Genomic DNA, 25025 nt, shown 5'->3' with positions numbered 1-25025 from the left:
GGTGACAATCACCGGAAACATTTGGCGGTGCCCCCGGGTGCCGCGATTTCAGGATCGAAGTTCCTTGAATAACGATCCTGGATGCAAATGCAAGTAGTACTGTGTATTTTTCGGAGTGGTAGTTCAGTTGGTTAGAATGCCGGCCTGTCACGTCGGAGGTCGCGGGTTCGAGTCCCGTCCGCTCCGCCAAAAAAAAATACGCTCTTAAGGAGTGGTAGTTCAGTTGGTTAGAATACCGGCCTGTCACGTCGGGGGTCGCGGGTTCGAGTCCCGTCCGCTCCGCCAGAATATAGAAGCCCGCGCTGCTGAATAAGTAGCGCGGGTTTTTCTTTTATGCGTCCGATTATCTTGGTGCTCCTTCATTTTCAATTATCCGCCTGCCGTTTTTAATTGGACGGCGCGGGTATTTAAATCCGCTTTAAGCTTTGCCGTGTTTAATGTCTCTGCTGGCGCCTTGCCAGCCCGGCGCCGCCGGGGCAGGGCGCGCGCCCTGATTTACTCTTGCTATAGCGCTATGGGCATTGTAGAATCAGGAGATAATGGCTTGGGCGTCAGAATCCTGCTTTAGTTCCAGCGCCAAGTTGTTGAATCTAAAGGGGAAGTGGACATCTGTCCCGTCCATTCCGCCGAAGAAATCAAGGCGAACGCATGTTCGCCTTTTTTTATAGTGATCCACTCATCCCGAATTGGCTGACCATGTTTGAATTTATTCGTACCCATCGACGCTTGATGCAGTTTCTCTTGATGCTGGTCATCGTCCCGTCTTTTGCACTGGTCGGTATCAGCGGCTACCAAAGCTTCGGCGACGGCGCGAACACCATCGCCAAGGTCGGCGACCAGGTCGTGACGCAGCAGCAATATGAAGAAGCGCAACGTCAGCAGATCGACCGCTACCGCCAGATGATGGGCGAGCAGTTCGACCAGAAAATGTTTGACACGCCGGAAGCGCGCCAGAGCATCCTCGACAACCTGATCGCCGAGCGTGCCGTGGCCGCCGAAGTGGGCCGTAGCCACCTGGTCATCAGCGATGCCGCGCTGCAAAAGGAAGTGCTGGAAATCCCAGGCTTGACCTTGCCGGACGGTAAATTCGACCTGGAACGCTACAAGTCCATGCTGGCCGCCCAAGGCATGACGCCGCAGATGTACGATGCGCGCCGCCGCAGCGACATGGCCCTGCAGCAATTGGCCGGCGCCGTGCAAGGCACCGCCTTCGCGCCGAACACCGTCGCCAAGCGCCTGTCCGACATCACCTCGGAAGAGCGTGAAGTGCAGGAATTGCTGTTGCCGATCGCGCAGTACGTGCCGGAAGTCAAAGTGACGGACGCCATGATCAAGGCTTTCTATGACAAGAACAGCAAGTTCTTCGAAATCCCGGAACAAGCCAAGATCGAATACGTCGTGCTGGACGACAGCGCTGCCGGCGAGCAAGTCGACGTCACCGACGCCGACGTGACCGGCTACTACGCGAAGAACCAGAAAGCCTACACGACCGAAGAAGCGCGCCAGGCCAGCCACATCCTCGTAGCCGTCAAGAAAGACGCATCGGCCGCCGACAAGGCAGCTGCCAAGGCCAAGGCTGAAGCGATCCTGGCCGACGTGCGCAAGGCACCTGCCAGCTTTGCCGCCGTGGCCAAGGCCAAGTCGGAAGACCCGGCCTCCGCCGAACAAGGCGGCGACCTGGGCGTGATCGGCAAAGATGGCTTGCCGGCACCACTGCTGAGCGCAGTCAGCAAACTCAAGCAAGGCGAAATCAGCGATGTTGTCGCTTCCGATTTCGGCTACCACATCCTGACCGTTACCTCGCTCAAACCACAGCACGTGCGGGCGCTCGATGAAGTACGCGGTGAAATCACGGCCGATCTGCGCAAGCAATTTGCTGCCAAGAAATACTCGGAAATGGCAGAGACGTTCACCAACACGGTCTACGAGCAATCGGACAGCCTGAAACCGGTGGCTGACAAGTTGAAGCTGAAAGTGGAAACCGCCGCCAACCTGTCGCGCACGCCGTCGCCAGCATTGGGCAAGGCGCCGTTCAACAACGCCAAGTTCCTCGCCGCCATCTTCTCGAACGATACACTGAAAGACAAGCGCAACACGGAAGCCGTCACCGTTGCACCGAACGTGCTGATCGCCGGCCGTGTGGTGGAATTCAAGCCTGCCTCGAAGCGTCCTCTGGCTGAAGTCGAAGCGATGATCCGTCAGCGCGTGACGATGGAAGAAGCGGAAAAGCTGGCCAAGAAAGCGGGCGAGACCAAGCTGGCAGCCTTGAAGGCTTCTGGTGATGCCAGCGGTTTCGGCGCCGCACAATGGGTGTCGCGCAGCAAGCTTGACGGCATCAACCGTGCCGCCATTGCGCAAGTCATGAAAGCGGATACGAGCAAGCTGCCAGCCTATGTGGGCGTGGACTTGCCAGCCCTGGGCTATGGCATCTATCGCATCGGCAAGGTGCAGCAGCCGGCGCAAGTCGATGCAGCACGCCGCCAGCAAGAGAAAGACCAGATCAGCGGCATCCTGGCACAACAGGAAATGTTCGATTACGTCGAGTACCTGAAATCCAAGGCCAAGGTGAAGATCGTCAAGCCGGTCACCGCCCCGGCAGCCACAGCGCCAGAAGCACCATAAGAGTTAGTTTCCACGCATAAAAATAGCCGCTTTCGAGCGGCTATTTTTTTGTCTGCGTGTCGTGAACTTTATTCAACCCACCGGAGTAAGACTGGGGCCAGTCACTTCGTGATCGGAATACGCTCCATTGGAGCGTATTCCCCCGGCGGGTCTGACCCCGGATTCTTGTCTCGGGCTGGAGGTAACGTCTACAACTGGCTTACTTCGCGTTCAGTAACGGCGCTAGCCGCGGCCAGATATTCTTCAGTATCGTTGGATGCGCCTGCGCATTCGGGTGCATGCGGTCGGCCTGGAATAGCTGCGGCTGGTCGGCGATGCCCTCGAACATGAAGGGCACCAGCGGCGCCTTCCATTCCCTGGCCAGCTTGCCGTACACGCCATAAAACTGCTCGCCATAGGCACGGCCATAGTTGGGCGGCATGCGCATGCCCACCAGCACCACCTGCGCGCCCGATTTCCTGGCCGCCTCGCCCATGGCGCGCAGATTCGCTTCCGCGGCCGCCACGGGCAAGCCGCGCAAGCCGTCGTTGGCGCCCAGTTCGATCAGCACGACATCGGGCTGGTGCTTGGCCAGCAGCGCAGGCAGGCGCGCGCGGCCGCCGCTGGTGGTCTCGCCGCTGATGCTGGCGTTGACGATGCGCGTATCGTTCTTTTGCGCTGCCAGCCGCTGCTCCAGCAGCGCCACCCAGCCCGTGCCCCGTGCCAGCCCATACTCGGCCGAGAGGCTGTCGCCGAGCACCAGCAGCGTTTTTGGTGCAGAATAGGCATTCGTCATGCTCGATACCAGCAGCAGGGCTGCCGCAGGAAGCAGGGACAGCGTGCGCCGCCGCATGCGGCTGCTGCCCTTGACACTTATTTGTTCACGAATTTTTTTAAGATAGATCAGCATGCCCGAATTCCCTAAAGCGACTTCCACCAGTTTTCTCCCGTCCGACGCAGCGGCCCAGCGGCCTGCTGCAGCCAACAGCCAAAATGCCCAGCCGGCCATCGAAGTGGTCCAGCTGGCCAAGCGCGTACCCGATGCCGATGGTGAGCTGACCATCCTGCATCAAGTCGATTTTACCGTGCAAACGGCCGAGACGCTGGCCATCGTCGGCGCCTCCGGTTCCGGCAAGTCGACTTTATTGGGCCTGCTGGCCGGCCTGGACACACCGAGCGAGGGCAAGGTCATCCTCGACGGCACCGATATCTTCGCCCTCGACGAAGACGGTCGCGCCGGTTTCCGCAAGGAAAAGCTCGGCTTCGTGTTCCAGTCCTTCCAGCTGCTGGCCCACCTGACGGCGCTGGAAAACGTCATGCTGCCGCTGGAATTGCGGGGCGACCCGGACGCAAAGGAAAAGGCGCAAGCCATGTTGGGCAGAGTCAACCTGGGCAGCCGCCTGAAACACTATCCAAAATACCTGTCCGGCGGCGAGCAGCAGCGCGTGGCCCTGGCGCGCGCCTTTGTGACGGAGCCTCCGCTGCTCTTTGCCGATGAGCCGACTGGCAGCCTGGACGCGGCCACAGGGGAGGCCGTGATCCAGCTGATGTTCGAGTTGAACCGCGAACGGGGTTCGACCCTGGTTCTCGTCACGCATGACAGTTCCATTGCGGCCCGTTGCGGGCGCACCATTACGATTGCGGCGGGCAGGTTGGTGTGATTGCGGCGCGGTGGTGTTGGATTACGCTGCGCTAATCCAACCTACGGCTTGAGGATATCGGACGTCGGGTAGGTCGGATTAGCGGAACGCGTAATCCGACAAACACGCACCGTATACCTATGCCGACAAGGCATTGATCAGCTTGCGGATGGCCGGGATCAATTCCCCTGCAGTCAGGCCGATGGGGCCGCTGCCTGCGGCCACCAGCGCATCGGCCGCCGCACCATGCAGCCAGACGGCGCCGAGCGCCGCTTCCCATTCCGGCCAGCCCTGCGCCAGCAGGCTGCCGCACAGGCCGGACAGCACATCGCCCGTGCCGGCAGTCGCCAATGCGGGGCCGCCCGTGTTGTTGATGACGATGCCACCATCGGGTGCGGCGATGACCGTGCCCGAACCCTTCAACACCACAATGACGCCCAGCTGCGTGGCCAGCTGGCGCGCCGCGCCCAGGCGGTCGGCCTGGACCTCGGCCACTGTCAGGTCGAGCAGGCGTGCCGCTTCCAGCGGATGGGGCGTCAAAATTGTCGCCCCCGCGCCCGTGCGCACGGCCAGCGCCGATTGCAGTTCCGGTTCGGCCGCCATCAGGTTCAGCGCATCGGCGTCGAGCAGCAGCGGGCTGTCGCTCTCGAACGTCCGCTGCAGCAGCTCCACCGTATCGACATCGTCGCCCAGGCCTGGTCCCGCCACCAGCGCGGCAAAGTGCAGGCCCGAGAAATCCACGTCCCTGGCGTGCCGGCACATCAGTTCCGGCTGGCCGCTGTCAAATGCTGGCGGCGTGTCGGGAAAGGCGATATAGACTCTTCCCGCGCCCGCATGCAGGGCCGTGCGGGCCGCCAGGATGGGTGCGCCCGCCATGCCTTGCGCGCCGCCGATGATGGCCACGCTGCCGTAGCTGCCCTTGTGCGTATTCTGGCGCCGTGGCTGCAACTGGCGGGCGAACAGGTGCAGGCCGCCCAGCTGGGCTTTGGCGGGCTGCAGCAGGGAAGGATCGATGGCCAGCGCGGCCACTTCCACCTCGCCCGCATAATCGCGGCCGTTTGCCGTGTGCAGACCAGGCTTGTCGCCGATGAAGGTGAGCGTATGCGTGGCGCGGATGGCGACGCCGTCGATGGCGCCCGTGTCCGCTTGCAAGCCGCTGGGCACGTCGAGCGCCAGCACGGGGCATGCTAGCTTGTTGACCAACTGCGCCACTTCGCGGCATTCGCCGTCCAGGGGGCGCGATGCGCCGATGCCGAACAGGCCATCGATGACGAGGTGCCATGACGCTGCGCCCACTGCCGCCGAGGCCATGGAAGTTGCCGCGTCCATGAAGCGCGCGGCGCTGTTGCGCGCGCGGCTCAGGGCCTGTTCGCGCTCGGGCGACGTGGCTTGCGCCTCGGGCGCCAGCCATATCAGCACCTCGGTGCCGCTGGCGGCCAGGTGCGCGGCCGCTTCCAGCGCATCGCCGCCGTTGTCCCCGGGGCCAGCCAGCACCAGTACGCGCCGGTGGCCCGCTTCGCCGTGTTCCGTGGCGTGCAGCAGCTTCAAGGCGGCACTGGCGGCGGCCTGGCCCGCCCGCTGCATCAGCAGCCCTTGCGGCAGGTCTTGCATGGCGGCTTGTTCGATGGCGCGCAGTTCGGCGACGGAATAGAGGGGAAGGGCGGTGCTGGCAAAGTCGGTAGGGGTCATGGTGCGTTCCATTTGTTGGTATGCCTTCAACATAAGGCCGATCCACGCGGAAGGCAAGGCGCGCACGCCTGAAACGCGCGTCTGTTTGGCGGCTACAATAGCCATCTCACATAAGTACGGGGGCGTGACGATGGACTGGCAATTCTGGATCGACCGGGGCGGCACCTTTACGGACATCGTGGCGCGCCGTCCTGACGGCAGCCTGGCCACCCACAAGCTGCTGTCGGAGAACCCGGGCCAGTACCGCGATGCGGCGCTGGCCGGCATGCGCCGGCTGATGGGCCTTGCACCCGGCGCACCGCTGCCCGTCGAACGGCTGGGCGCCATCAAGATGGGCACGACGGTAGCGACCAATGCGCTGCTTGAGCGCAAGGGCGAGCCCACCGTGCTGGCCATCACGCGCGGTTTTCGCGACGCCTTGCGCATCGCCTATCAGAACCGGCCGCAGCTGTTTGCGCGCCAGATCATCTTGCCGGAACTGCTGTACGGCGACGTAATCGAGATCAATGAACGCCTGGGCGCCCACGGCGAAGTGGTGCAGGAGCTCGACGAGGCGGCTGCGCGCGCGGCGCTGGAACACGCGCATGCGCGCGGCGTGCGCGCCATCGCCATCGTACTGATGCACGGCTACCGCTACCACGCGCACGAGGCGCGGGTGGCGCAGCTGGCGCGCCAGGCGGGATTTACCCAGGTATCCGTGTCGCACGAGGTGAGCCCCATGATGAAACTGGTGGCGCGCGGCGACACCACGGTGGTCGACGCCTATTTGTCGCCCATCTTGCGCCGCTATGTCGACCAGCTGGCAGCCGAGCTGCCCGGCGTGCACCTGCAATTCATGCAGTCGAACGGCGGCTTGACGGATGCGCGCGCTTTCCAGGGCAAGGACAGCATTTTGTCCGGCCCTGCGGGCGGCATCGTCGGCATGGCGCGCGCCAGCGCGCTGGCCGGTTTCGATAAGGTCATCGGCTTCGACATGGGCGGCACGTCCACCGATGTGTCGCACTACGCGGGCGAGTTCGAGCGCGTGTTCGAGACGCAGATCGCCGGCGTGCGCATGCGCGCGCCCATGATGAGCATCCACACGGTGGCGGCGGGCGGCGGCTCCATCCTGCATTTCGATGGCGCCCGCTACAAGGTGGGGCCGGACAGCGCGGGCGCCAATCCCGGCCCCGCCAGCTACCGGTGCGGCGGCCCGCTGGCCGTCACCGACTGCAATGTCATGCTGGGCAAGCTGCAGCCGGCATTCTTCCCGCGCGTTTTCGGCCCGGACGCCAATGAAGCGCTGGACGCGGCCACCGTGCGCGCCCAGTTCGTGGCGCTGGCGCGCACGGTGAACTCGACGCCGGAGCAGGTGGCCGAAGGCTATATCGCCATCGCCGTGGGCAATATGGCCAACGCCATCAAGCAGATTTCCGTGCAACGCGGTCATGACGTCACCGAATATACCCTGACCAGCTTTGGCGGCGCGGGCGGCCAGCACGCCTGCCTGGTGGCCGATGCGCTGGGCATGCGTACGGTCTTCATCCACAGCCTGGCGGGTGTGATGTCGGCCTACGGCATGGGCCTGGCCAACCAGAGCGCCATGCGCGAGCAGGCCATCGAGGCGGCATTGGGCGTGGACCTTGGGCGTGATGTCGCGGCGCTGGGCGAACTGGCGCGGGGCGACTTGCTGCGCCAGGGCGTGGCAGGGCAGCGTATCGCGCTGGTGTCGCGCGTGCACCTGCGCTATGAAGGCACGGATTCGGCCCTCGTCGTGCTGTTCGACACGCTGGCCGGCATGCAGGCGCAGTTCGAAGCGGCATACAAAAAGCGCTTTTCCTTTTTGATGCCGGCGCGGGCATTGATCGTCGAAGCCATCTCCGTGGAAGCCATCGGCGCGTCCGATGCGCCGCCAGTGGCCACACCGGCGTATGCATCGCGTGAAGGCGGGCTGGCGCCCCTGCAGACGGTGGAGATGTACTGCGCCGGAAAGTGGCGGCCAAGCGGCCTGTTTGGGGCTGACAGTCTGCGCCCCGGCGATACCATAGCCGGTCCTGCCATCGTCAGTGACGCCAACGCCACCACCGTCATCGAGCCGGGCTGGCGCGCGGAAGTGACGGCGCATGGCCATTTGATCTTGCGCAGGGTCGTCGCCTTGCCGCAGCGTGTCGCTATCGGGACGCAGGCCGATCCCGTGATGCTGGAAATATTCAATAATCTGTTCATGTCGATCGCCGAGCAGATGGGACTGCGCCTGCAAAACACGGCCCATTCCGTCAACATCAAGGAGCGGCTCGATTTCAGCTGCGCCATCTTCGACGCCCAAGGCCACTTGATTGCGAATGCGCCCCACATGCCCGTGCGCCTTGGTTCCATGGGCGAGAGCATCCGCACGGTGATGACGCGCAACGCGGGCGTCATGCAGCCGGGCGACGTCTTCATGCTGAACGACCCGTATCACGGGGGCACGCATTTGCCCGACGTGACGGTCATTTCTCCCGTCTTCGATGAAGAGGGCAAGGCCATCCTGTTCTATGTCGGTTCGCGCGGCCACCATGCGGACATCGGCGGCACCACGCCCGGTTCGATGCCGCCCGATTCCACGCGCATCGAGGAAGAGGGCGTGTTGATCGATAATTTCAAGCTGGTGGACGGCGCCACGGGACGGTTAGCAGAAGACGAGACCCTGGCCATGCTGGCGGGCGCCACCTGGCCCGCCCGCAATCCCCGGCAAAACCTCGCCGATTTGCGCGCCCAGGTGGCGGCCAACCAGAAGGGGGCCGAGGAACTGCATGGCATGGTCGCGCATTTTGGCCTGGACGTGGTGCAAGCCTATATGGGCCATGTGCAGGACAATGCCGAGGAAGCCGTGCGCAGGGTCATCACGACCCTGAAGGATGGCAGCTACGCGCTGGACCTGGACAACGGCGCGCGCATCGAGGTGGCGATCAGGGTCGACGTGGCTGCGCGCAGTGCCACCATCGACTTTACGGGTACTTCAAGCCAGCTGCCGAACAACTTCAACGCGCCGTCCGCCGTCTGCATGGCGGCCGTGCTGTACGTGTTCCGCACCCTGGTTGACGACGAGATTCCACTCAATGCGGGCTGTCTGAAGCCTTTGACCGTGATCATCCCGCCCGGCTCCATGCTCAATCCGCAGTACCCGGCCTCCGTCGTCTCGGGCAATGTGGAAACCTCGACCTGTATCACGAATGCCCTGTATGGCGCGCTGGGGGCGATGGCTGCCTCGCAGGGCACGATGAACAATTTCACGTTCGGCAGCGCCAAATACCAGTATTACGAGACGATTTCGGGTGGCTCTGGCGCCGGCCCGGGCTTCGACGGTACGGATGTAGTGCAGACGAACATGACCAATTCGCGCCTGACGGACCCGGAAATCCTCGAGTGGCGTTTCCCCGTGCGGCTTGACAGCTATAGCATCCGCGCAGGCTCTGGCGGCGCGGGGCGCTGGCACGGCGGCAATGGTGGCGTGCGCCGGGTGCGCTTTTTGGAAGCGATGACGGCGGCGATCTTGTCGAACAACCGTGTCCATCCTCCGTTTGGCATGGATGGCGGTGCGGCGGGCGCGCTGGGGCGCAACTACGTGGAGCGCGCGGACGGTACGGTGGAGCACCTGGCGCATATCGGCAAGACCGGCATGCAGGCAGGTGACGTGTTCGTGATCGAGACGCCGGGCGGCGGCGGTTACGGCAAGACGGAATAGGCGGTGCCGGCGCTGGCCCCGCTGAGCTGCGCGCGCACCTGGCCCACGTCGCGCATCGGTGCGCGGCCGAACTGGCGGCTGTATTCGCGGCTGAACTGCGATTCGCTGGCGTAGCCGACCCGGTAGCCGGCCGTGCCTGCGTCGATCTGCTCGACCAGCATCAATCGCCGCGCTTCCTGCAGGCGCAGCAGCTTCTGGTACTGCATCGGCGTCATGGCGGTGATCGCCTTGAAGTGATGGTGCAGCGACGACATGCTCATGTTCGCCATGCCGGCCAGGTGCTCGATGCGCAGCGGCTGCGCGTAATGGTGCTTGATCCAGTCGATGGCTTGTCCCACCTGGTGCGACTGGCTGCTGGCCAGCGCCATGTGGCGCAGGCGCGCGCCGACAGGGCCGTTCAGCAGCCGGTAGGTCAGCTCGCGGCGGATCAAGGGCGCCAGCGCGGCGATTTCTGCCGGTTTGTCCAGCAGGCGCACGAGGCGCAGCATGGCGTCGAGCAGCTCGGGCGAGACGTCGCTGACGGAAATGCCGCGCGTGGCGGGCAGGATTTTCTGCTGCGCCGCACCGCCTGCGCTTTCACTGTCGAGCAGCGCCGCCACGTCGGCGATGTCGATGCCCAGCACCACGCACAAATGTGGTTGTTCTTCGCTCGCTTGCGCCACGCGCACCTGCACGGGCAATTCGACGGACGTCAGCAGGTACTGCATGCGGCTGTAATGGAAGGTTTCCGTGCCCAGGGTGACGTCCTTCGCGCCTTGCGCGATGATGGCCACGCTGGGTCGCGCCGCATGGAACAGCGATTCCGTGACGGACGACTGGCGGTGGAACGTCAGGTTGCCGATGGCCGTCGCGTAGTCGCCGTTGCGCGGCGCGTGGCGGCTGATCAGGGCGGCAATTTCATCTTGCGGAGCGAGTGGTGTGGGCATGGAGTTCAGTATGCGTCAGGCGAGGAGGGGCAGGGGGTGATCTTACCCAGATTTGGAGGATCGTGCAAAGGTCTTGCAGGATCGCGATAACGGCGGGCCGGCATCTCGGGCACACTTGTGCAATCGCATGCATGGCAGGCGTCCCCCTCGTCACACACATATAGATACAGGAGTTTTCATGACCACCATCGCCAAAGGCTACGCCGCACTGGGCCCGACTTCCGCACTGCAACCGTTCACGTTCGAGCGCCGCGCCCCGCGCGAAGACGACGTGGCCATCTCGATCAAATACTGTGGCGTGTGCCATTCCGACATCCACCAGGCGCGCGACGAATGGGGTGGCGCCGCCTTCCCGATGGTGCCTGGCCATGAAATCGCCGGCGTCGTCACGGCCGTTGGCGCCAACGTCAGCAAGTTCAAGGTGGGCGACCATGTGGGCGTGGGCTGCTTCGTCGATTCCTGCACCACCTGCAAGACGCGCAACGTGGACCTGGAGCAGTACATGCCAGGCCTGATCCAGACCTACAACGGCCTGGAAGCGGATGGCAAGACGGCCACGCAGGGCGGCTACTCGGACAGCATCGTCGTCAAGGAAGGCTATGTGCTGTCGATTCCCGACAACCTGCCGCTGGACGCAGCCGCGCCGCTGCTGTGCGCCGGCATCACCCTGTACTCGCCGCTGAACCACTGGAAGGCCGGCCCTGGCAAGCAGGTCGCCATCCTGGGCATGGGTGGCCTGGGCCACATGGGCGTCAAGATCGCCCACGCCATGGGCGCCGATGTGACGGTGCTGAGCCAGACCCTGTCGAAGCGCGAAGACGGCCTGCGCCTGGGCGCCAAGCATTACTATGCCACCAATGATGCGGAAACCTTCAGCAAGCTGGCCGGCACGTTCGACCTGATCATCTGCACCGTGGGCGCATCCATCGACTGGAACCAGTACATCAACTTGCTGAAAGTCGATGGCAGCATGGTCATCGTCGGTATCCCGGACGGTGCCGTGCCGCCGATCAGCGCCTTCGGCCTCGTGGGTGCGCGCCGCAGCCTGTCTGGCTCCATGATCGGCTCGATCAAGGAAACCCAGGAAATGCTGGATTTCTGCGGCAAGCACAATATTGTCTCCGACATCGAAATCATCCGCATCCAGGAGATCAATGAGGCGTTCGAGCGTGTGGTGAAGAGCGACGTCAGATATCGTTTTGTGATCGACATGGCATCGCTGTAACACCCGGCGCAGCTGTGTTTGTCGGATTAGCGCGCAAGCGCGTAATCCGACAATCCCACCAACGTCCACATCCCCGCCAAAAATCAAGCTCGCGCGTCACTTTCTTTACTTGCGTCAAGAATCGGCCTAAAATGAAACCGTACAGTACAGTTTCACTACGTAGATTTAAATAATCAGCCATCTCCGGCGTATTTGCCTGGGCAGGGGAGGCGTCATGGATAAAAAATGGACACATCAGTAAATAAAGGGGCGCCGGCGATCCCGGCGGTCTTCAGGGGCAAGCGGCTTGCCCTGACGGTTTTTGGCGTTTTTCTTGGATTTTCCGGCCTGGCCCTGGCGGCGGGCGGCATCGAACTCATTACCCTGGGCGGTTCCTGGTATTACCTGCTGGCCGGTCTCGGCCTGATCCTGGCCGGCGTGCTGTATCTGCGCCGCAAACCGCTGGCTGGCAATATCGTTGGCGGGCTGCTCGCCGCCACCCTGATCTGGGCTGTATGGGAAATCGGGTTTGCGTTCTGGCCCATGGTGCCGCGCCTGGCGCCTTTCCTCGTCATCGGCCTGGTGGCCACCCTCGTGCATCCGTGGCTGACTGGCCAGGCACACACTGGCCAGTCGCGCGGTTTCGCCGCCCTGTTTGCCGTCGTGCTGGTGGCCGGTTTCGCTGCCATGTTCAAGCCGCATGGCGTGACGGACGCCGCGGTGCAGCCGCAGCAGGATGCCGTGACGCCCGTCAATGACGGCAGCGCCAACTGGGCACACTATGGCTATGGGCCGAAAGGCACGCGCTTCGCGCCGTACACGCAGATCGACAAGGCTAACGTCGATCAGTTGCAGGTGGCCTGGACCTACCGCTCGGGCGAATTGGCCGAAGGCGCTTCCGAGTCGCAAAACACGCCGCTGCAGATCGGCGACACCATCTACACGTGCACGCCGACCAGCAAGGTCATCGCGCTGGACGCGGACACGGGCAAGGAGCGCTGGACCTTCGATCCCAAGCCGGCCAACACCAAGACGTGGAACCGCTGCCGCGGCGTGGGCTATTACGAGCCTGCCAAGGTCACAAAACCGTTCCAGTTCGAAGGCATGCAGGCGGCCAGCGCTGCGGCGGCCGGCGCGTGTGCCAAGCGCATCGTGCAAGTGACCATGGATGCGCGCCTGATCGAGATCGACGCGCAGACGGGCAAGCAGTGCGAGGGCTTTGGCGACAAGGGCTCCGTCGACCTGACGGTCGGCCTGGGCAAGGTGAAGATGAACGTGCCGTATTACGCCTACACGTCCGCGCCCACGGTGGCGCGCAACCTGATCATCCTCGGCGGCTGGGTGTTCGACGGCCGCTCCACCGATGAACCATCGGGTGTCGTGCGCGCCTACAGCGCCGACACGGGTGAACTGGTATGGGCCTGGGACCTGGGCAATCCGGCCATCACCAAGCTGCCGCCGGAAGGGCAGACGTACACGCGCAGCACGCCGAACATGTGGTCGGCGCCCGCGTTCGATGATGCACTGGGTCTGGTGTACCTGCCGACGGGGAACGAGCAGCCCGACTTCTGGGGCGGCAAGCGTCCGCCGCTGACGGAAAAATACGCGTCGGCCATCGTCGCCCTCGACATGGCCACGGGCCGCGAGCGTTGGACCTATCAAACCGTCCACCACGATATCTGGGATTACGACGTGGCCGCGCAGCCGGCCCTGTACGACGTCCCGGACGGCAAGGGCGGCAAGATCCCTGCGCTGGTGCAGCTGACCAAGCGTGGCCAGATCTTCATGCTGGACCGCCGCACGGGAAAACCCATTGCCGACGTGGTGGAAAAACCCGTGCCGCAGGAGCACGCGGCCGGCGATTGGGTGGCAAAGACGCAACCCTATTCCACCGGCATGCCGGCCCTCGGTGCAGAAACGCTGACGGAGCGCGACATGTGGGGCGCCACTTTCTTCGACCAGCTGGCGTGCCGCATCAGCTTCCGCAAGCTCAATTACCAGGGCGAGTTCACGGCCCCAAGCACAAAGGAAACGCTGATCTACCCGGGCTATTACGGTGGCTTCAACTGGGGCGGTGCAGCCGTCGATGAAAGCAACGGCTATATGTTCGTCAACGATATCCGCATGCCGCAAGTGGTCAAGCTGGTGCCGCGCGAAACGGTGGACGTGGCCAAGCTGACGGCTGGCCACGGCGTGGGCAGCACCTATCCGATGGATGGGACGCCGTTCGTCATCGACCACAAGGCCTTCAATTCGCCGCTGGGCATACCTTGCCAAAGCCCGCCCTGGGGCGTGTTTGCCGCCATCGACCTGAAAACCCGCACGAAAGTGTGGGAACGTCCGGCCGGCACGGTGCAAGATGCCGTCATTAACGGCGTGCGCGCGCGCCTGCCTATCCCGCTGGGCATGCCCACCCTGGGCGGCGGCATGAGTACGGCGTCGGGTCTGGTGTTTTATGCGGGCACGCAGGATTACTATCTGCGCGCCATGGATATCGCCACTGGGCGTGACGTGTGGAAGGTGCGCATGCCCGTGGGCTCGCAAGGCACGCCGATGACGTATGTGTCGCCCAAGTCGGGCCGCCAGTATGTCGTGGTGGTGGCGGGCGGCGCCCGCCAGAGTCCGGATCGGGGAGATTACGTGATAGCATACGCGCTTCCCAAGACACAGTAAGAGTTTGCTTCATGCCCCAGTTGCGCACCGTTCCAGCTTCCCCGACTACCCGAAGCGAGGAGCGGCGCCGCAAGCTGCTGGTGGCGGCCGCGGACCTGTTTCTCGCCTCCGGCTACGACGGCGTCAGCATGGATGCCATCGTGGCCGAGGCGGGTGGCTCGAAAGCCACCGCTTACCGCTACTTCGGCAGCAAGCAGGAGCTGCTGGTGGCGGTGGTCGAATACCTGTGCGCGGACTTCATCATCGCGCTGCGCCAGCTCGATACGTCGCAAGCGGGCCTGGAACAGGGTTTGCAGCTGATCCTCGATGAACTGGTGGCCGTCGTCACCAGCCCCCGCCACGTGGCTTTCTACCGTCTCGTCGTAACCGGCGCCGCCGCCGTGCCGGCCGTGGGCCTGACCTGGTACGAACACGGCCCGAAAGTGTGGCACGCCCTGATATTGCGCCTGCTGGAGCAGCAGCGCGCCCAAGGCCGCATCGCGGCCGATACCTCGTTTTCCAACCTGCCGCAGATTCTGTTCGACGCCGTCTTCTCGCACCTGACCACGCGCACCGTCATGCTGGGGCAGGGCGGCAACGCAGCCACCTTCCGGCCATTGATTGCGGAATTGATCGAGCTGGTGGTGGCGAGGGTGGCGCGCAGGGCGAATTAAGCCCCAAGAGCGGCTGACATACTTTCAACATACGTCACTGAAACGTGGCCGAGCACCTTTCGGCGACGGTGTGCTGAAGGCGGGCAGCAAAAAGGACGCGGGACCCACCAGGCTGCATTGCTTTAACCATTGCATCAGTTCAGCTCACTATCCTATTGCTGACCGCCGCGTCCGTCCGCTTTCGCCCAAATCGGACCTTCGCGTTAATTGAAAACGCTGGTGTTCCATACCTGCGCCAAAAGACATAAAAAACTAGCCCGGCCGAACCGCGCAGGGCAACTCTGCTCACCTACTTCGCGTCTCTCAGCCTCCGTGCAAACTCGCGCATCGTCTCCGTGAACTTATTTGGCTCGATGACCTGTAGACGGCGGGCGCGCAATTTGGAGATAAATTGGAATTGCAAGGGATCGCTCTCGATGCCCCCCATCGACCACTTCTCAAAGATCCGATCGTTCGCCGGGGAAATATAAAGAATCTGTGCGTCGCTGTGTCTTGGATCATCTAGAATCTTCACATATTTTCGAAGCACATCCTGTTCCGGCCCTTCTAAAACTTGCATGAACAGTCCTCCACCGTGGATCAGGATGCCAGTGATACTGCTGGCCGAATTATTTCGGCGCGAGGACAGAAGGATGTCCTGCACTTGTTCATCCGATATCATGGGGGCGGCGTGGCTGATATAGAGAAGTCGAATCATTGAGTTATCTTCGTAGGGCCAGCCGCAACGGCATGAGGGTTGTTGTTGGAATGGATCACGAACGTCTGGTTGAAGCGTTATTTGTTGTCGTGGTCATAGGGCTCGACAATGCGCAAGACAGGACTTCATTTTCTGAACGGCGGCTTCTGGCCGCTAGCGGACGAGGGTGCTCGGAATAGCCTAGCGTACTAGGTTATTGCTTTCCGAGCAAATAAGTGATTTCGTCAGGTGCGCTAAAACCGCAAGCCAGGACCGCGGTTGGACGGGGACGCCGAGTCCCCCAGGGTCCAAACCCGTCAGTCAAAGGGGGCAGGCAGGAGTCAGGTCGCAATACCGTATTTATGCTGGGTCGCCGCATACTGCTGCTTGAGCGACTCCAGCTTCGGATGCCTGGGGTCGATCTTGCGGATCACTTGCATCTGGTGCTGCGCCTGTTCGGCCAGCGGGGCTTCCCAGCCCAGCATATTGAGCTGGCGCAAGATGGCATCGACGGAGGCGAACAGCACGGGCAGGTTGCCTGGGGTCTTGCGCAGGGCCTGGCGCAGTACGAACACAGCTCCCTTGAGTTCTCCGCTTTCCGACTTGCTGGCCGCATCCTGCATCAATTCCTGCACCTGGTTCGTGATCTGCTGGCCCATGCCTTGCGCCAGGTCATGTCGGCCCGCCTTTTCAAACACGTCGACGGCCGCTTCCATCGTCACGTCGCTGTCGGCTTCGTTGACGAGTTTCATCATGACGTCGGACGCTGCCTGCTCCAGGTTGTTTTTCAGGCAGCTCTGCACCAGGCCTACCTTCAGTTGGGTCGACAGGCCCCGCGCCGTGTCCAGGGCGGCGGCGGCCAGTTGCAGTTCGCTGGCGGCGGCGATGTCGTTGCCCGACAGTTCATGCAGCATGGCGGCCGAGATGGCGCGGCAGGCTTCCACATTGGCGCCGCCCCGCAGGGAGCGCTCCATGTCGCGCAGCACGCCGCTCGCTTGGGGCGCATCGCCCTTCTTGACCAGCGTCTTGACCAGGTTGACGTGGTCTTCGGGATCGCGGAATTCAGAGTACTTCGCTTTCGTCACCACTTGCTTGTAGGCCCGTTCGGCCGCGCCGATATCGCCCGTGTCAAACGCGATGCCGCCCAGGTGGCGCAGGCGGCGCACCATGTGCGGCGAAATGGCCACCGCGTCTTCGAGGATTTTCTTCGCCTGCAGCTGCTGGCCCATGGCTTCATGGTTTTGCGCCAGCAGGTCGTAGGCGGCCATGAAGCGGGGATAGGTCTCCACCAGTTCCAGCAGCGCTTCCTGCGCCTCTTCATGGCGCTGCTGTTCGAACAGGGTGCGCGCCAGGCCCAGGTGGGCCCAGGCCATGGGCCGCGTGGCCAGCATGTCGGCGTACAGCTGTTCCGCCTCCTTCCATTCATCGAGGGAGATGTGCAGCTCGGCGCGCAGGCGGGTGAAATCGGCCGCCAGGCGCGGGTGCTGCAGTTCGGCCGCGCGGCAGCTTTTCACGGCTTCACGCAAGTCGCCCTTGTCGATCAGCTGATACGTGGGCAGGAAGATGGCGCGCCGTTCGATGGCGCGGGCGATGCGTCCGCTCAGCACATCGACGGTGAACGGTTTCAATATGTAGTCGGACGGGGTCAGTTCGGCCGCGCTGATCACCTTGCTGTGGATGGCTTCGGAGGTCAGCATGATGAAGATCGTCCACAGGCCGATCAGCTTGTGGTGGCGCAAGTCTTCCAGCAATTGCTGGCCATCCTGGCCGTCCGTGCCACTACCAAGATCGTACTCGCACAGGATGATGTCGAACGGTTTCTTCATCAGCAGGCGGATGGCCGTGCCTGAATTGACGGCATATTCCACCTTGGTGATGGCCGCCTGGTTCAGCATATTGTGCAGATTGCCCCGCATGCTGGGGTTGGGGTCGACGATCAGGACAGATAAGTCGCTAGTTTCTGGCATTGTTCAGCTCTCGTTCATCTGTTCGGTCATTTGCGGGAACTCTTTTATATGTCTCTGCCCGGCAGCATTATTTTTTATCAGCATACTGCAAAGCTGGCTGGCACTGCCAGCAAAATGCATGCAATCCGGCGCGCTGCGTGAGGGCAGGCGCGTCCGGCGCCGTCCAGCGTTGTATTTCATGACACAGGGTTCCGCTTGGGGCGGTGCCAGCAGCTGTTTTTTCGTCCATTGATTGACTAGCGTGATAGTATTTTATAAATGCAACAAGTGTTGCATCCCGCGCCATGTCGCGGCCAGGCATGCGCAGGCTGTACGGGCGCTTTCTCCCTCTCTGGTATTGATACCCGTCATGCGTTTACCTGATCTGTCTACCTTGCGGCGCATTGCCGTTCCGCTGGCATTTGGCGGCAACAGCGAACAGCAGCATACCTATTTTGCGGAACTGCACCGGGTCGGCATGGTCACGCAGCTGCTGGGCATCATCGCCTACAGCCTGACCTGGCTGATGATGCCGGAGCCCTATCATCCGAATCTGGTGCACGCCGTGCTGGCGCTGCTGGGCATGCTGGCCAGCCTGGTGGTGCGCTACCGCTGCACCACCCTTGCCGTGCTGACTATCACCGGCGCTTGCGCCGTGCTGGCTCTGACCTTCGGCCTGCGCACCATGGCCGACGCCGTCCAGCACGCCAGCTTCTGGGTCTTGCCCGTGGGCGTCTTCATGACCCTGGCCATCGCCTCCATTTTCAATGGCGGCCTCAGCTACCTGGCCGTGGTGGCGGGCGTCTGGTGGAACGTGGGCCACGGCCTGTACCCGGTGAACGCGGGCTTGCCTGACCAATCCTGGGCGCCCTTGATGATTGCCGTCAGCGTCCTGTTCGGGCTGGCGCTGAACGTCAGCTTCAGCCTATTGCGTTTGCGCAACTATCACGCCAAAGTGGAGTTGACGCGGCTGGCCTTTCAGGACAGCCTGACTGGCCTGAATAACCGCCGCATGTTCACGCAGCGCGCCCAGCAGATGCACGGCGCGACTCGCGGCGGCATGCTGTATTTCCTGATGATCGATATCGACGATTTCAAGGTCATCAACGACCAGCAGGGGCACGATGCGGGCGACGAGGTGCTGGTGCGCACGGCCGCCATCATCGCCGACAAGGCGCAAGGCCATTTGTGCGGACGCCTGGGCGGCGAGGAATTCGGCGTGGTCTACGCGGGCAGCCGCGAGGATGCGGGCGCCTTTGCTGGCGGCCTGGTCGAGGCCGTCAGCCAGGCCTTCCTGACAGCACAGTTCGTGTCGATCAGCGTGGGCGTGGCCGAACTGGACCGGGGCAAGGAGCTGGGCCACAGCTACCGGCTGGCCGACGAAGCGCTGTACCTGGCCAAGCGCCAGGGCAAGAACCGCTATGTGATCGCCTGATGATTGCCAGAGGGTGTTGCTGGCGTGTCAAAAAACTGCCGCTTTGCGGGGCAAGAGGGTGGCAAAAGGGGGGCAAAACCGCAAGTTCCGGTCATAAGGCAGGGGTAAAACGGGTATAATGCGCGCAAAGGAAATTTGCCGTACGAAAGATATTGTCATACCTACCTTTAACCCGCAGCCACGCTGCATCAACCACCTTCCAATCATGTTGATACTGCCGGGTTCCAATGCCCTGTCCGTTTTCCGTAGCCACCGTCTGTTAAGCCAACTGCAAGCCGTGTCGCCTGCGATTGTTGCCGTACAAGCACGCTATGTCCATTTCATCGATGCCAGCGCGCCTCTCACCAACGACGACAGCACGCGCCTTGGCGCCTTGCTGACGTACGGCGAGCCGGCCCAAGCTGACAATACGGAAGGCGCTGCCGAAGAATTCTTCGTCATCCCCCGTTTCGGCACGATTTCGCCGTGGGCCTCGAAAGCCACCGACATCGCGCACAATTGCGGCATGGCGCACATCAAGCGCGTCGAACGCGGCATCGCTTTCCGCATCAACCTGAAATCGGGCATTCTGGGCAGCGCCATTGGCGCCGGCAAATTGTCGGACGAGCAGGTGCAGGCTGTGGCCGACCTGCTGCACGACCGCATGACGGAATCCGTGCTGCGCAGCGCCGACCAGGCCAAGGACTTGTTCCGCACCCTGGAAGCGCGCCCGCTCGAATCGATCGACTTGCTGGGGCAGGGCAAGCGTGCCCTGGAAACGGCGAACACGGAACTGGGCCTGGCGATGTCGGAAGACGAAATCGACTACCTGGACGCCGCCTTCACCAAGGCTGGCCGCAATCCGACGGACGTGGAACTGATGATGTTCGCGCAAGCGAACAGCGAGCATTGCCGCCACAAGATCTTCAACGCCGACTGGACCATCGACGGCGTGGCGCAGCCAAAATCCTTGTTCGGCATGATCAAGAACACGCACGAACTTCAGCCGAAGGGCACCGTCGTCGCCTACAGCGACAATTCCTCGATCATGGAAGGCGCGACGGTATCGCGCTTCTACCCGCGCGGCGCCAGCCACGAATATGCGGCATCGACGGAACTGACGCACACCCTGATGAAGGTGGAAACGCATAATCACCCGACGGCGATTTCTCCTTTCCCCGGCGCCTCCACGGGCGCAGGCGGCGAGATCCGCGACGAAGGCGCGACGGGCCGCGGCGCCAAGCCAAAAGCTGGCCTGACCGGTTTCACCGTATCGAACCTGTCCTTGCCGGATGCAGTGCGCAGCTGGGAAACGGCCGCTTCCGTGACGGCGTCTCTGGCTGGCCGTACTGACGCCGATCAATACGGCAAACCGGAGCGCATCGCTTCGCCGCTGCAAATCATGATCGAAGGCCCGTTGGGCGGCGCCGCATTCTCGAACGAATTCGGTCGTCCCGTGCTGGGCGGCTACTTCCGCACGTATGAACAGAACGTCGGCGCAAAAGAAGCGGGCGCCCCTGACGCCGTGTTCGGCTACCACAAGCCGATCATGATCGCTGGCGGTATCGGCAATATCTCGGCGCAGCACACGCACAAGAACGACATCCCTGTCGGCAGCCTGCTGGTGCAGCTCGGTGGCCCGGGCATGCGCATCGGCATGGGCGGCAGCGCCGCCTCGTCGATGACCACTGGCAGCAACACGGCCGACCTGGACTTCGATTCCGTCCAGCGCGGCAATCCGGAAATGGAACGCCGCGCCCAGGAGGTCATCAACGCCTGCTGGCAAATGGGCGCCGACAATCCGATCATCTCCATCCACGACGTGGGCGCGGGCGGCTTGTCGAACGCATTCCCGGAAATCACCAACGACGCCAAGCGCGGCGCGATTTTCGACCTGCGCAAGATTCCACTGGAAGAATCGGGCATGGCGCCGAAAGAAATCTGGAGCAACGAGTCGCAGGAACGCTATGTTCTCGCCATCGCGCCGGAAAGCCTGCCCCTGTTCAAAGCCATGTGCGAACGCGAACGCTGCCTGTTCGCCGCCGTGGGCGTGGCCACCGAAGAGCGTCAACTCAAGCTGATCGACCCGGAACTGGGCAACGAACCGGTCGACATGCCGATGGACGTCTTGCTGGGCAAGCCGCCCAAGATGCAGCGCGACGTGGTTCACGTGGCCAACGATTTCCCCGCCATCGACCTGACGGGCATGGACCTGGTGGACGTAGCGCAAAAAGTGCTGCTGCTGCCGACCGTGGCCGACAAATCCTTCCTGATCACCATCGGCGACCGCAGCGTGGGCGGCATGACCGTGCGCGACCAGATGGTGGGACCATGGCAAGTGCCGGTGGCCGATTGCGCCGTCACCACCATGAGCTTCGAAGGCTACCTGGGTGAAGCGATGGCCATGGGTGAACGCACGCCGCTGGCCGTCATCGACGCCGCTGCCTCGGGCCGCATGGCCGTGGGTGAAGCCGTCACCAACATCGCCGCCGCCGCGATTGCCGACATTTCAGACATCAAGCTGTCCGCCAACTGGATGGCCGCCTGCGGCCAGCCTGGCCAGGACGCAGCCCTGTACGACACGGTGAAAGCCGTCGGCATGGACCTGTGCCCGGCGCTGGGTATCAGCATCCCCGTCGGCAAGGATTCGCTGTCGATGCGCACGACGTGGAAAGACGACAGCACGGGCGCGGCGAAATCCGTCACGTCGCCAGTGTCCCTGATCGTGTCCTCGTTCGCGCCAGTGACGGACGTGCGCAAGTCGCTCACGCCGCAGCTGAAAACGGACAAGGGCGACACGTCATTGATCTTGATCGACCTGGGCCGCGGCAAGAACCGCTTGGGCGCCTCCGCCCTGGCGCAAGTCATGGGCCAGCTGGGCAATGAGACGCCGGACGTGGACAGCGCGGAAGACCTGAAAGGCTTCTTCGCCGCCATCCAGAAATTGAACAGCGACGACAAGCTGCTGGCCTACCATGACCGTTCGGACGGCGGCCTGTACGCCACCCTGACGGAAATGGCCTTCGCCGGCCACACGGGCATGTCCGTCAACCTGGACATGCTGACCATGGAAGGCGAGCACTCGAGCGACTGGGGCGACGCCAAGAACTGGACGGGCCAGGTAGCGGAACGCCGCAACGAACTGACCCTGCGCGCCTTGTTCAGCGAAGAGCTGGGCGCCGTCATCCAGGTACGTGCGGAAGAAAAATCGCTCGTCATGGACGTGCTGCGCACCTTCAATCTGGGCGCCTGCAGCCATATCATCGGCAAATTGAACGACCGCGACGTCATCGAATTCACGCGCGACGCCAAGCTGGTTTACACCCAGCCACGCGCTGCCCTGCACCGCCTGTGGAGCGAAACGAGCTGGCGCATCGCCCGCCTGCGCGACAATCCGGCTTGCGCGGACGCCGAATACGACCGCCTGCTGGACGTGCAAGACCCGGGCATGTCGCCTATCGTCACGTTCGACCAGAACGAGAACATCGCCGCGCCATTCATCGCCACCGGCGTGCGTCCGCGTGTCGCCATCCTGCGCGAGCAGGGCGTCAACTCGCACATCGAGACGGCTTACGTGATGCACCAGGCAGGCTTCACGGCTGTCGACGTGCACATGAGCGACCTGATTGCGGGTCGCGTCAAGCTGGACGACTTCCAGGGCGTCATCGCCGTGGGCGGCTTCTCGTACGGCGATGTGCTTGGCGCGGGCGAAGGCTGGGCGAAAACGATTTTGTTCAACGCCAGCCTGGCGGAACAGTTCGCGCGCTTCTTCAACCGCACGGACAGTTTTGGCTTGGGTATCTGCAACGGCTGCCAGATGATGAGCAACTTGAAATCCATCATCCCCGGCGCCCACGCCTGGCCTAAATTCACGCGCAACAAGTCGGAGAAATTCGAAGGCCGCTTTGCCATGGTCGAAGTGATGGATTCTCCGTCGATCTTCTTCAACGGCATGGCCGGCACGCAAGCCGGCATCGCCATCGCCCACGGCGAAGGCTACGCCGACTTCTCGCAAACGGGCGACATCACCCAAGTCAGCAAAGCCATGCGCTTCGTCGACAACAAGGGTGCCTCCACCGAAGCGTACCCGTACAACCCGAACGGCTCGCCGGAAGGCATCACCTCCGTCACCACGCCAGACGGCCGCTTCACCGTGCTGATGCCGCACGCAGAACGCGTGTTCCGCAGCGTGCAGCAGTCGTATCACCCTGAAGCATGGGGCGAGGATTCGCCATGGATGCGCATGTTCAGGAATGCGCGGAAGTTTGTGGGGTAATTTTTTATCTGCGGCGCGTCGTGGTTCAAGGCGCTGCTGTTGGGTAGGAATGAGAAAGCCGCTGTCGGGAGACAGCGGCTTTTTTTATCAATCAATTGTTTAAAATTTTTTGGGCTGGTATATCCGTTCTAGGGAGCCTTTCCCGAAATATTTTTCATATTCTTGAGCCGCGAAAGAGTCCATCATTCCAGCTATATAATCAATGACTAGACGCTCAATTGGATCATTTAAATGCCGTAATTCTGCGGGTAATAATAATTTTCCCTTATTGTATGACTTGTCCGTAAGAACTTCATATAGTCCTTTTATTATTTTCTCACCACGTTTTTCATAAAGTTGAACATCTTTTTTTCTTAGTATCGCTTTGAAGAGGAGATTTTTTAATCCGGCAGCAAGATCATGCTTCGATGCATAGCCAAGCATTTTATCATCGTTATCGCCAATTACTTTAATATCCTTGCATAATTCATTAACAATGGTGGATGTTAATTCTTTTCTTAATACTACTGAATATTCCTCGGATGAACAATGCGTATTACATTTAAGTGCTTCACTTTCTGAGTGTTTTACAATTTTCGAGAAATCATCGTATGCCGAATTGTATTTGGCGCTAATTTTGAACTCGTGTAAAATTTCACCTATGGTTATCATCTTGAAGCTTAATGCATCTTCAAGGTCGTGTGCTGCATAGGCAATTTCATCAGAAATATCCATTATCTGCGCATCAATACTTTTTCTGATCTTGATGTCATGAATTGAAAGTTCTTTAGTTAAAAAATCATAGTCGTCCGGGTAAAGATATTTTTTACTATTTTCTTCTTTTTTGTGAAAATACTTAGTGATTCCAAAAAAAGTTCGAATTGTTAGATTTAAACCTTCGTAAGAATGATGTTTTTTTTCCAGTTTCCTCATTACTCTAAAAGCTTGCGCATTACCCTCGTAGCCACCAATATCAGAGCTTAATTCATTTAGTACCACTTCACCGTAGTGACCAAAGGGCGGATTGCCTATATCATGCGCCAAAGAGCAAGTTTCAGCTACAACGCTTTTTTGAAGGCCTAAATCTACCGCAATGCTTCTTGCTAATTGCGCAACCTCTAAACTATGTGTCAGTCTGTTGCGGTTAAAGCGATTGGCATCCACTCCGAGTAATTGCATTTTTCCTTGTAAGCGGCGGAATGATGAGGAGTAAAGAACACGTGCATAATCGCGCATAACTTCATCCCTACCTTCGCCTCTGCTGTCGTTGCTATCCGTCGCTCTATACTCCAGCGGCAAGACTATTGCCTCTTGTTCCTGTGCAAAATTCTTTGTTTCTTCATCATACATGTCGGTTTTCCTTAGAGTGTTTTTATGGTATTGCTATTGTATATATTGTCGAGAATAGTTATGCGAAAAGAGAGATCTTGATCTCGATTATTTTTTTCGCCGATTGAAAGTGATTTTTAAAAAACCATATTTTTTGCGTGCTTGATTTTTTGGCTAGATGAAAAATCTAGTCTGCGAGTCTATTAATACCATGTTGAGTTAATTGCTGCATGCGTTGGCCACGATGATCGGCGTCCGTGGAAGTGTTTATTCATTAATCATACTTTATCGCTACTCCGTTAGGTTGTAGTGGGCT

14 protein-coding genes and 2 tRNA genes are annotated in these 25025 nt (G+C 61.2%); 10 read left to right on the top strand and 6 right to left on the bottom strand.

What is annotated here, in order from left to right; all coding sequences use genetic code 11:
- Positions 1 to 112 precede the first annotated feature (112 nt).
- From ACQ4WZ_RS09750 to ACQ4WZ_RS09740, 3 genes are all read left to right on the top strand, one after another.
- Positions 113 to 189, top strand: a tRNA-Asp gene (locus tag ACQ4WZ_RS09750).
- A 19-nt stretch (positions 190 to 208) separates the two neighbouring features.
- Positions 209 to 285: transfer RNA gene (locus ACQ4WZ_RS09745), tRNA-Asp, on the top strand.
- Between the two features lie 411 nt (positions 286 to 696).
- A complete protein-coding gene (locus tag ACQ4WZ_RS09740) occupies positions 697 to 2622 on the top strand; it encodes a SurA N-terminal domain-containing protein (RefSeq protein WP_166674793.1) in 1926 nt (641 codons plus the stop codon).
- 199 nt (positions 2623 to 2821) lie between these two features.
- Here ACQ4WZ_RS09740 and ACQ4WZ_RS09735 read toward each other — a convergent pair whose 3' ends face one another.
- Complete coding sequence (locus tag ACQ4WZ_RS09735) at positions 2822 to 3511, bottom strand: arylesterase (protein ID WP_436573261.1); 690 nt, start codon at positions 3509 to 3511, stop codon at positions 2822 to 2824.
- Between ACQ4WZ_RS09735 and ACQ4WZ_RS09730 the strand changes: the two genes are divergently transcribed.
- Positions 3510 to 4262, top strand: coding sequence for an ABC transporter ATP-binding protein (locus ACQ4WZ_RS09730; protein WP_436573260.1), 753 nt, complete (start codon positions 3510 to 3512; stop codon positions 4260 to 4262). The two genes, ACQ4WZ_RS09735 and ACQ4WZ_RS09730, sit on opposite strands and share 2 nt — an antisense overlap.
- Before the next feature lie 117 nt (positions 4263 to 4379).
- Here ACQ4WZ_RS09730 and ACQ4WZ_RS09725 read toward each other — a convergent pair whose 3' ends face one another.
- On the bottom strand, positions 4380 to 5930 hold the full coding sequence (locus tag ACQ4WZ_RS09725) for an NAD(P)H-hydrate dehydratase (protein ID WP_436573259.1): 1551 nt from the start codon (positions 5928 to 5930) through the stop codon (positions 4380 to 4382).
- Between the two features lie 130 nt (positions 5931 to 6060).
- Between ACQ4WZ_RS09725 and ACQ4WZ_RS09720 the strand changes: the two genes are divergently transcribed.
- Positions 6061 to 9633 (top strand): hydantoinase B/oxoprolinase family protein, encoded by a 3573-nt coding sequence (locus ACQ4WZ_RS09720; RefSeq protein ID WP_436573258.1) that lies wholly within the window; start codon positions 6061 to 6063, stop codon positions 9631 to 9633.
- On the opposite strand, the gene ACQ4WZ_RS09715 is transcribed toward ACQ4WZ_RS09720, so the two are convergent.
- Entirely contained in the window at positions 9615 to 10559 is a 945-nt protein-coding gene (locus ACQ4WZ_RS09715; RefSeq protein WP_133991653.1) for an AraC family transcriptional regulator, read from the bottom strand. The two genes, ACQ4WZ_RS09720 and ACQ4WZ_RS09715, sit on opposite strands and share 19 nt — an antisense overlap.
- A gap of 178 nt (positions 10560 to 10737) precedes the next feature.
- Between ACQ4WZ_RS09715 and ACQ4WZ_RS09710 the strand changes: the two genes are divergently transcribed.
- The 3 genes from ACQ4WZ_RS09710 to ACQ4WZ_RS09700 all read left to right on the top strand — a co-directional run bounded on the left by ACQ4WZ_RS09710 (position 10738) and on the right by ACQ4WZ_RS09700 (position 15089).
- A complete protein-coding gene (locus tag ACQ4WZ_RS09710; RefSeq protein ID WP_436573257.1) occupies positions 10738 to 11784 on the top strand; it encodes an NAD(P)-dependent alcohol dehydrogenase in 1047 nt (348 codons plus the stop codon).
- A gap of 225 nt (positions 11785 to 12009) precedes the next feature.
- The gene (locus ACQ4WZ_RS09705; protein WP_436573256.1) at positions 12010 to 14436 is read left to right on the top strand and encodes a membrane-bound PQQ-dependent dehydrogenase, glucose/quinate/shikimate family; all 2427 of its coding nucleotides are present in this window, start codon (positions 12010 to 12012) and stop codon (positions 14434 to 14436) included.
- An 11-nt stretch (positions 14437 to 14447) separates the two neighbouring features.
- Positions 14448 to 15089, top strand: coding sequence for a TetR/AcrR family transcriptional regulator (locus tag ACQ4WZ_RS09700; RefSeq protein ID WP_436573255.1), 642 nt, complete (start codon positions 14448 to 14450; stop codon positions 15087 to 15089).
- 289 nt (positions 15090 to 15378) lie between these two features.
- Here ACQ4WZ_RS09700 and ACQ4WZ_RS09695 read toward each other — a convergent pair whose 3' ends face one another.
- Positions 15379 to 15786, bottom strand: coding sequence for a BLUF domain-containing protein (locus ACQ4WZ_RS09695; RefSeq protein ID WP_436573254.1), 408 nt, complete (start codon positions 15784 to 15786; stop codon positions 15379 to 15381).
- A gap of 320 nt (positions 15787 to 16106) precedes the next feature.
- On the bottom strand, positions 16107 to 17732 hold the full coding sequence (locus ACQ4WZ_RS09690; protein WP_133991645.1) for a tetratricopeptide repeat-containing response regulator: 1626 nt from the start codon (positions 17730 to 17732) through the stop codon (positions 16107 to 16109).
- 349 nt (positions 17733 to 18081) lie between these two features.
- Here ACQ4WZ_RS09690 and ACQ4WZ_RS09685 point away from each other — a divergent pair, with 349 nt between their 5' ends.
- Positions 18082 to 19146: a GGDEF domain-containing protein gene (locus ACQ4WZ_RS09685; RefSeq protein WP_436573253.1), complete on the top strand. Its 1065-nt coding sequence runs from the start codon at positions 18082 to 18084 to the stop codon at positions 19144 to 19146.
- A gap of 205 nt (positions 19147 to 19351) precedes the next feature.
- A complete protein-coding gene (gene purL / locus ACQ4WZ_RS09680) occupies positions 19352 to 23401 on the top strand; it encodes a phosphoribosylformylglycinamidine synthase (protein WP_436573252.1) in 4050 nt (1349 codons plus the stop codon).
- A 99-nt stretch (positions 23402 to 23500) separates the two neighbouring features.
- Here purL and dgt read toward each other — a convergent pair whose 3' ends face one another.
- Positions 23501 to 24730 carry a dGTP triphosphohydrolase gene (gene dgt / locus ACQ4WZ_RS09675; protein ID WP_436573251.1) on the bottom strand — a complete coding sequence of 410 codons (1230 nt, stop codon included), beginning with the start codon at positions 24728 to 24730 and terminating at the stop codon, positions 23501 to 23503.
- Between the last annotated feature and the right edge of the window lie 295 nt (positions 24731 to 25025).

It is taken from the genome of Janthinobacterium darwini, assembly GCF_051380905.1.
In the GTDB taxonomy this organism is placed as follows: Bacteria; Pseudomonadota; Gammaproteobacteria; order Burkholderiales; family Burkholderiaceae_D; genus Janthinobacterium.
This window is presented reverse-complemented; position numbering and strand designations above follow the sequence as displayed.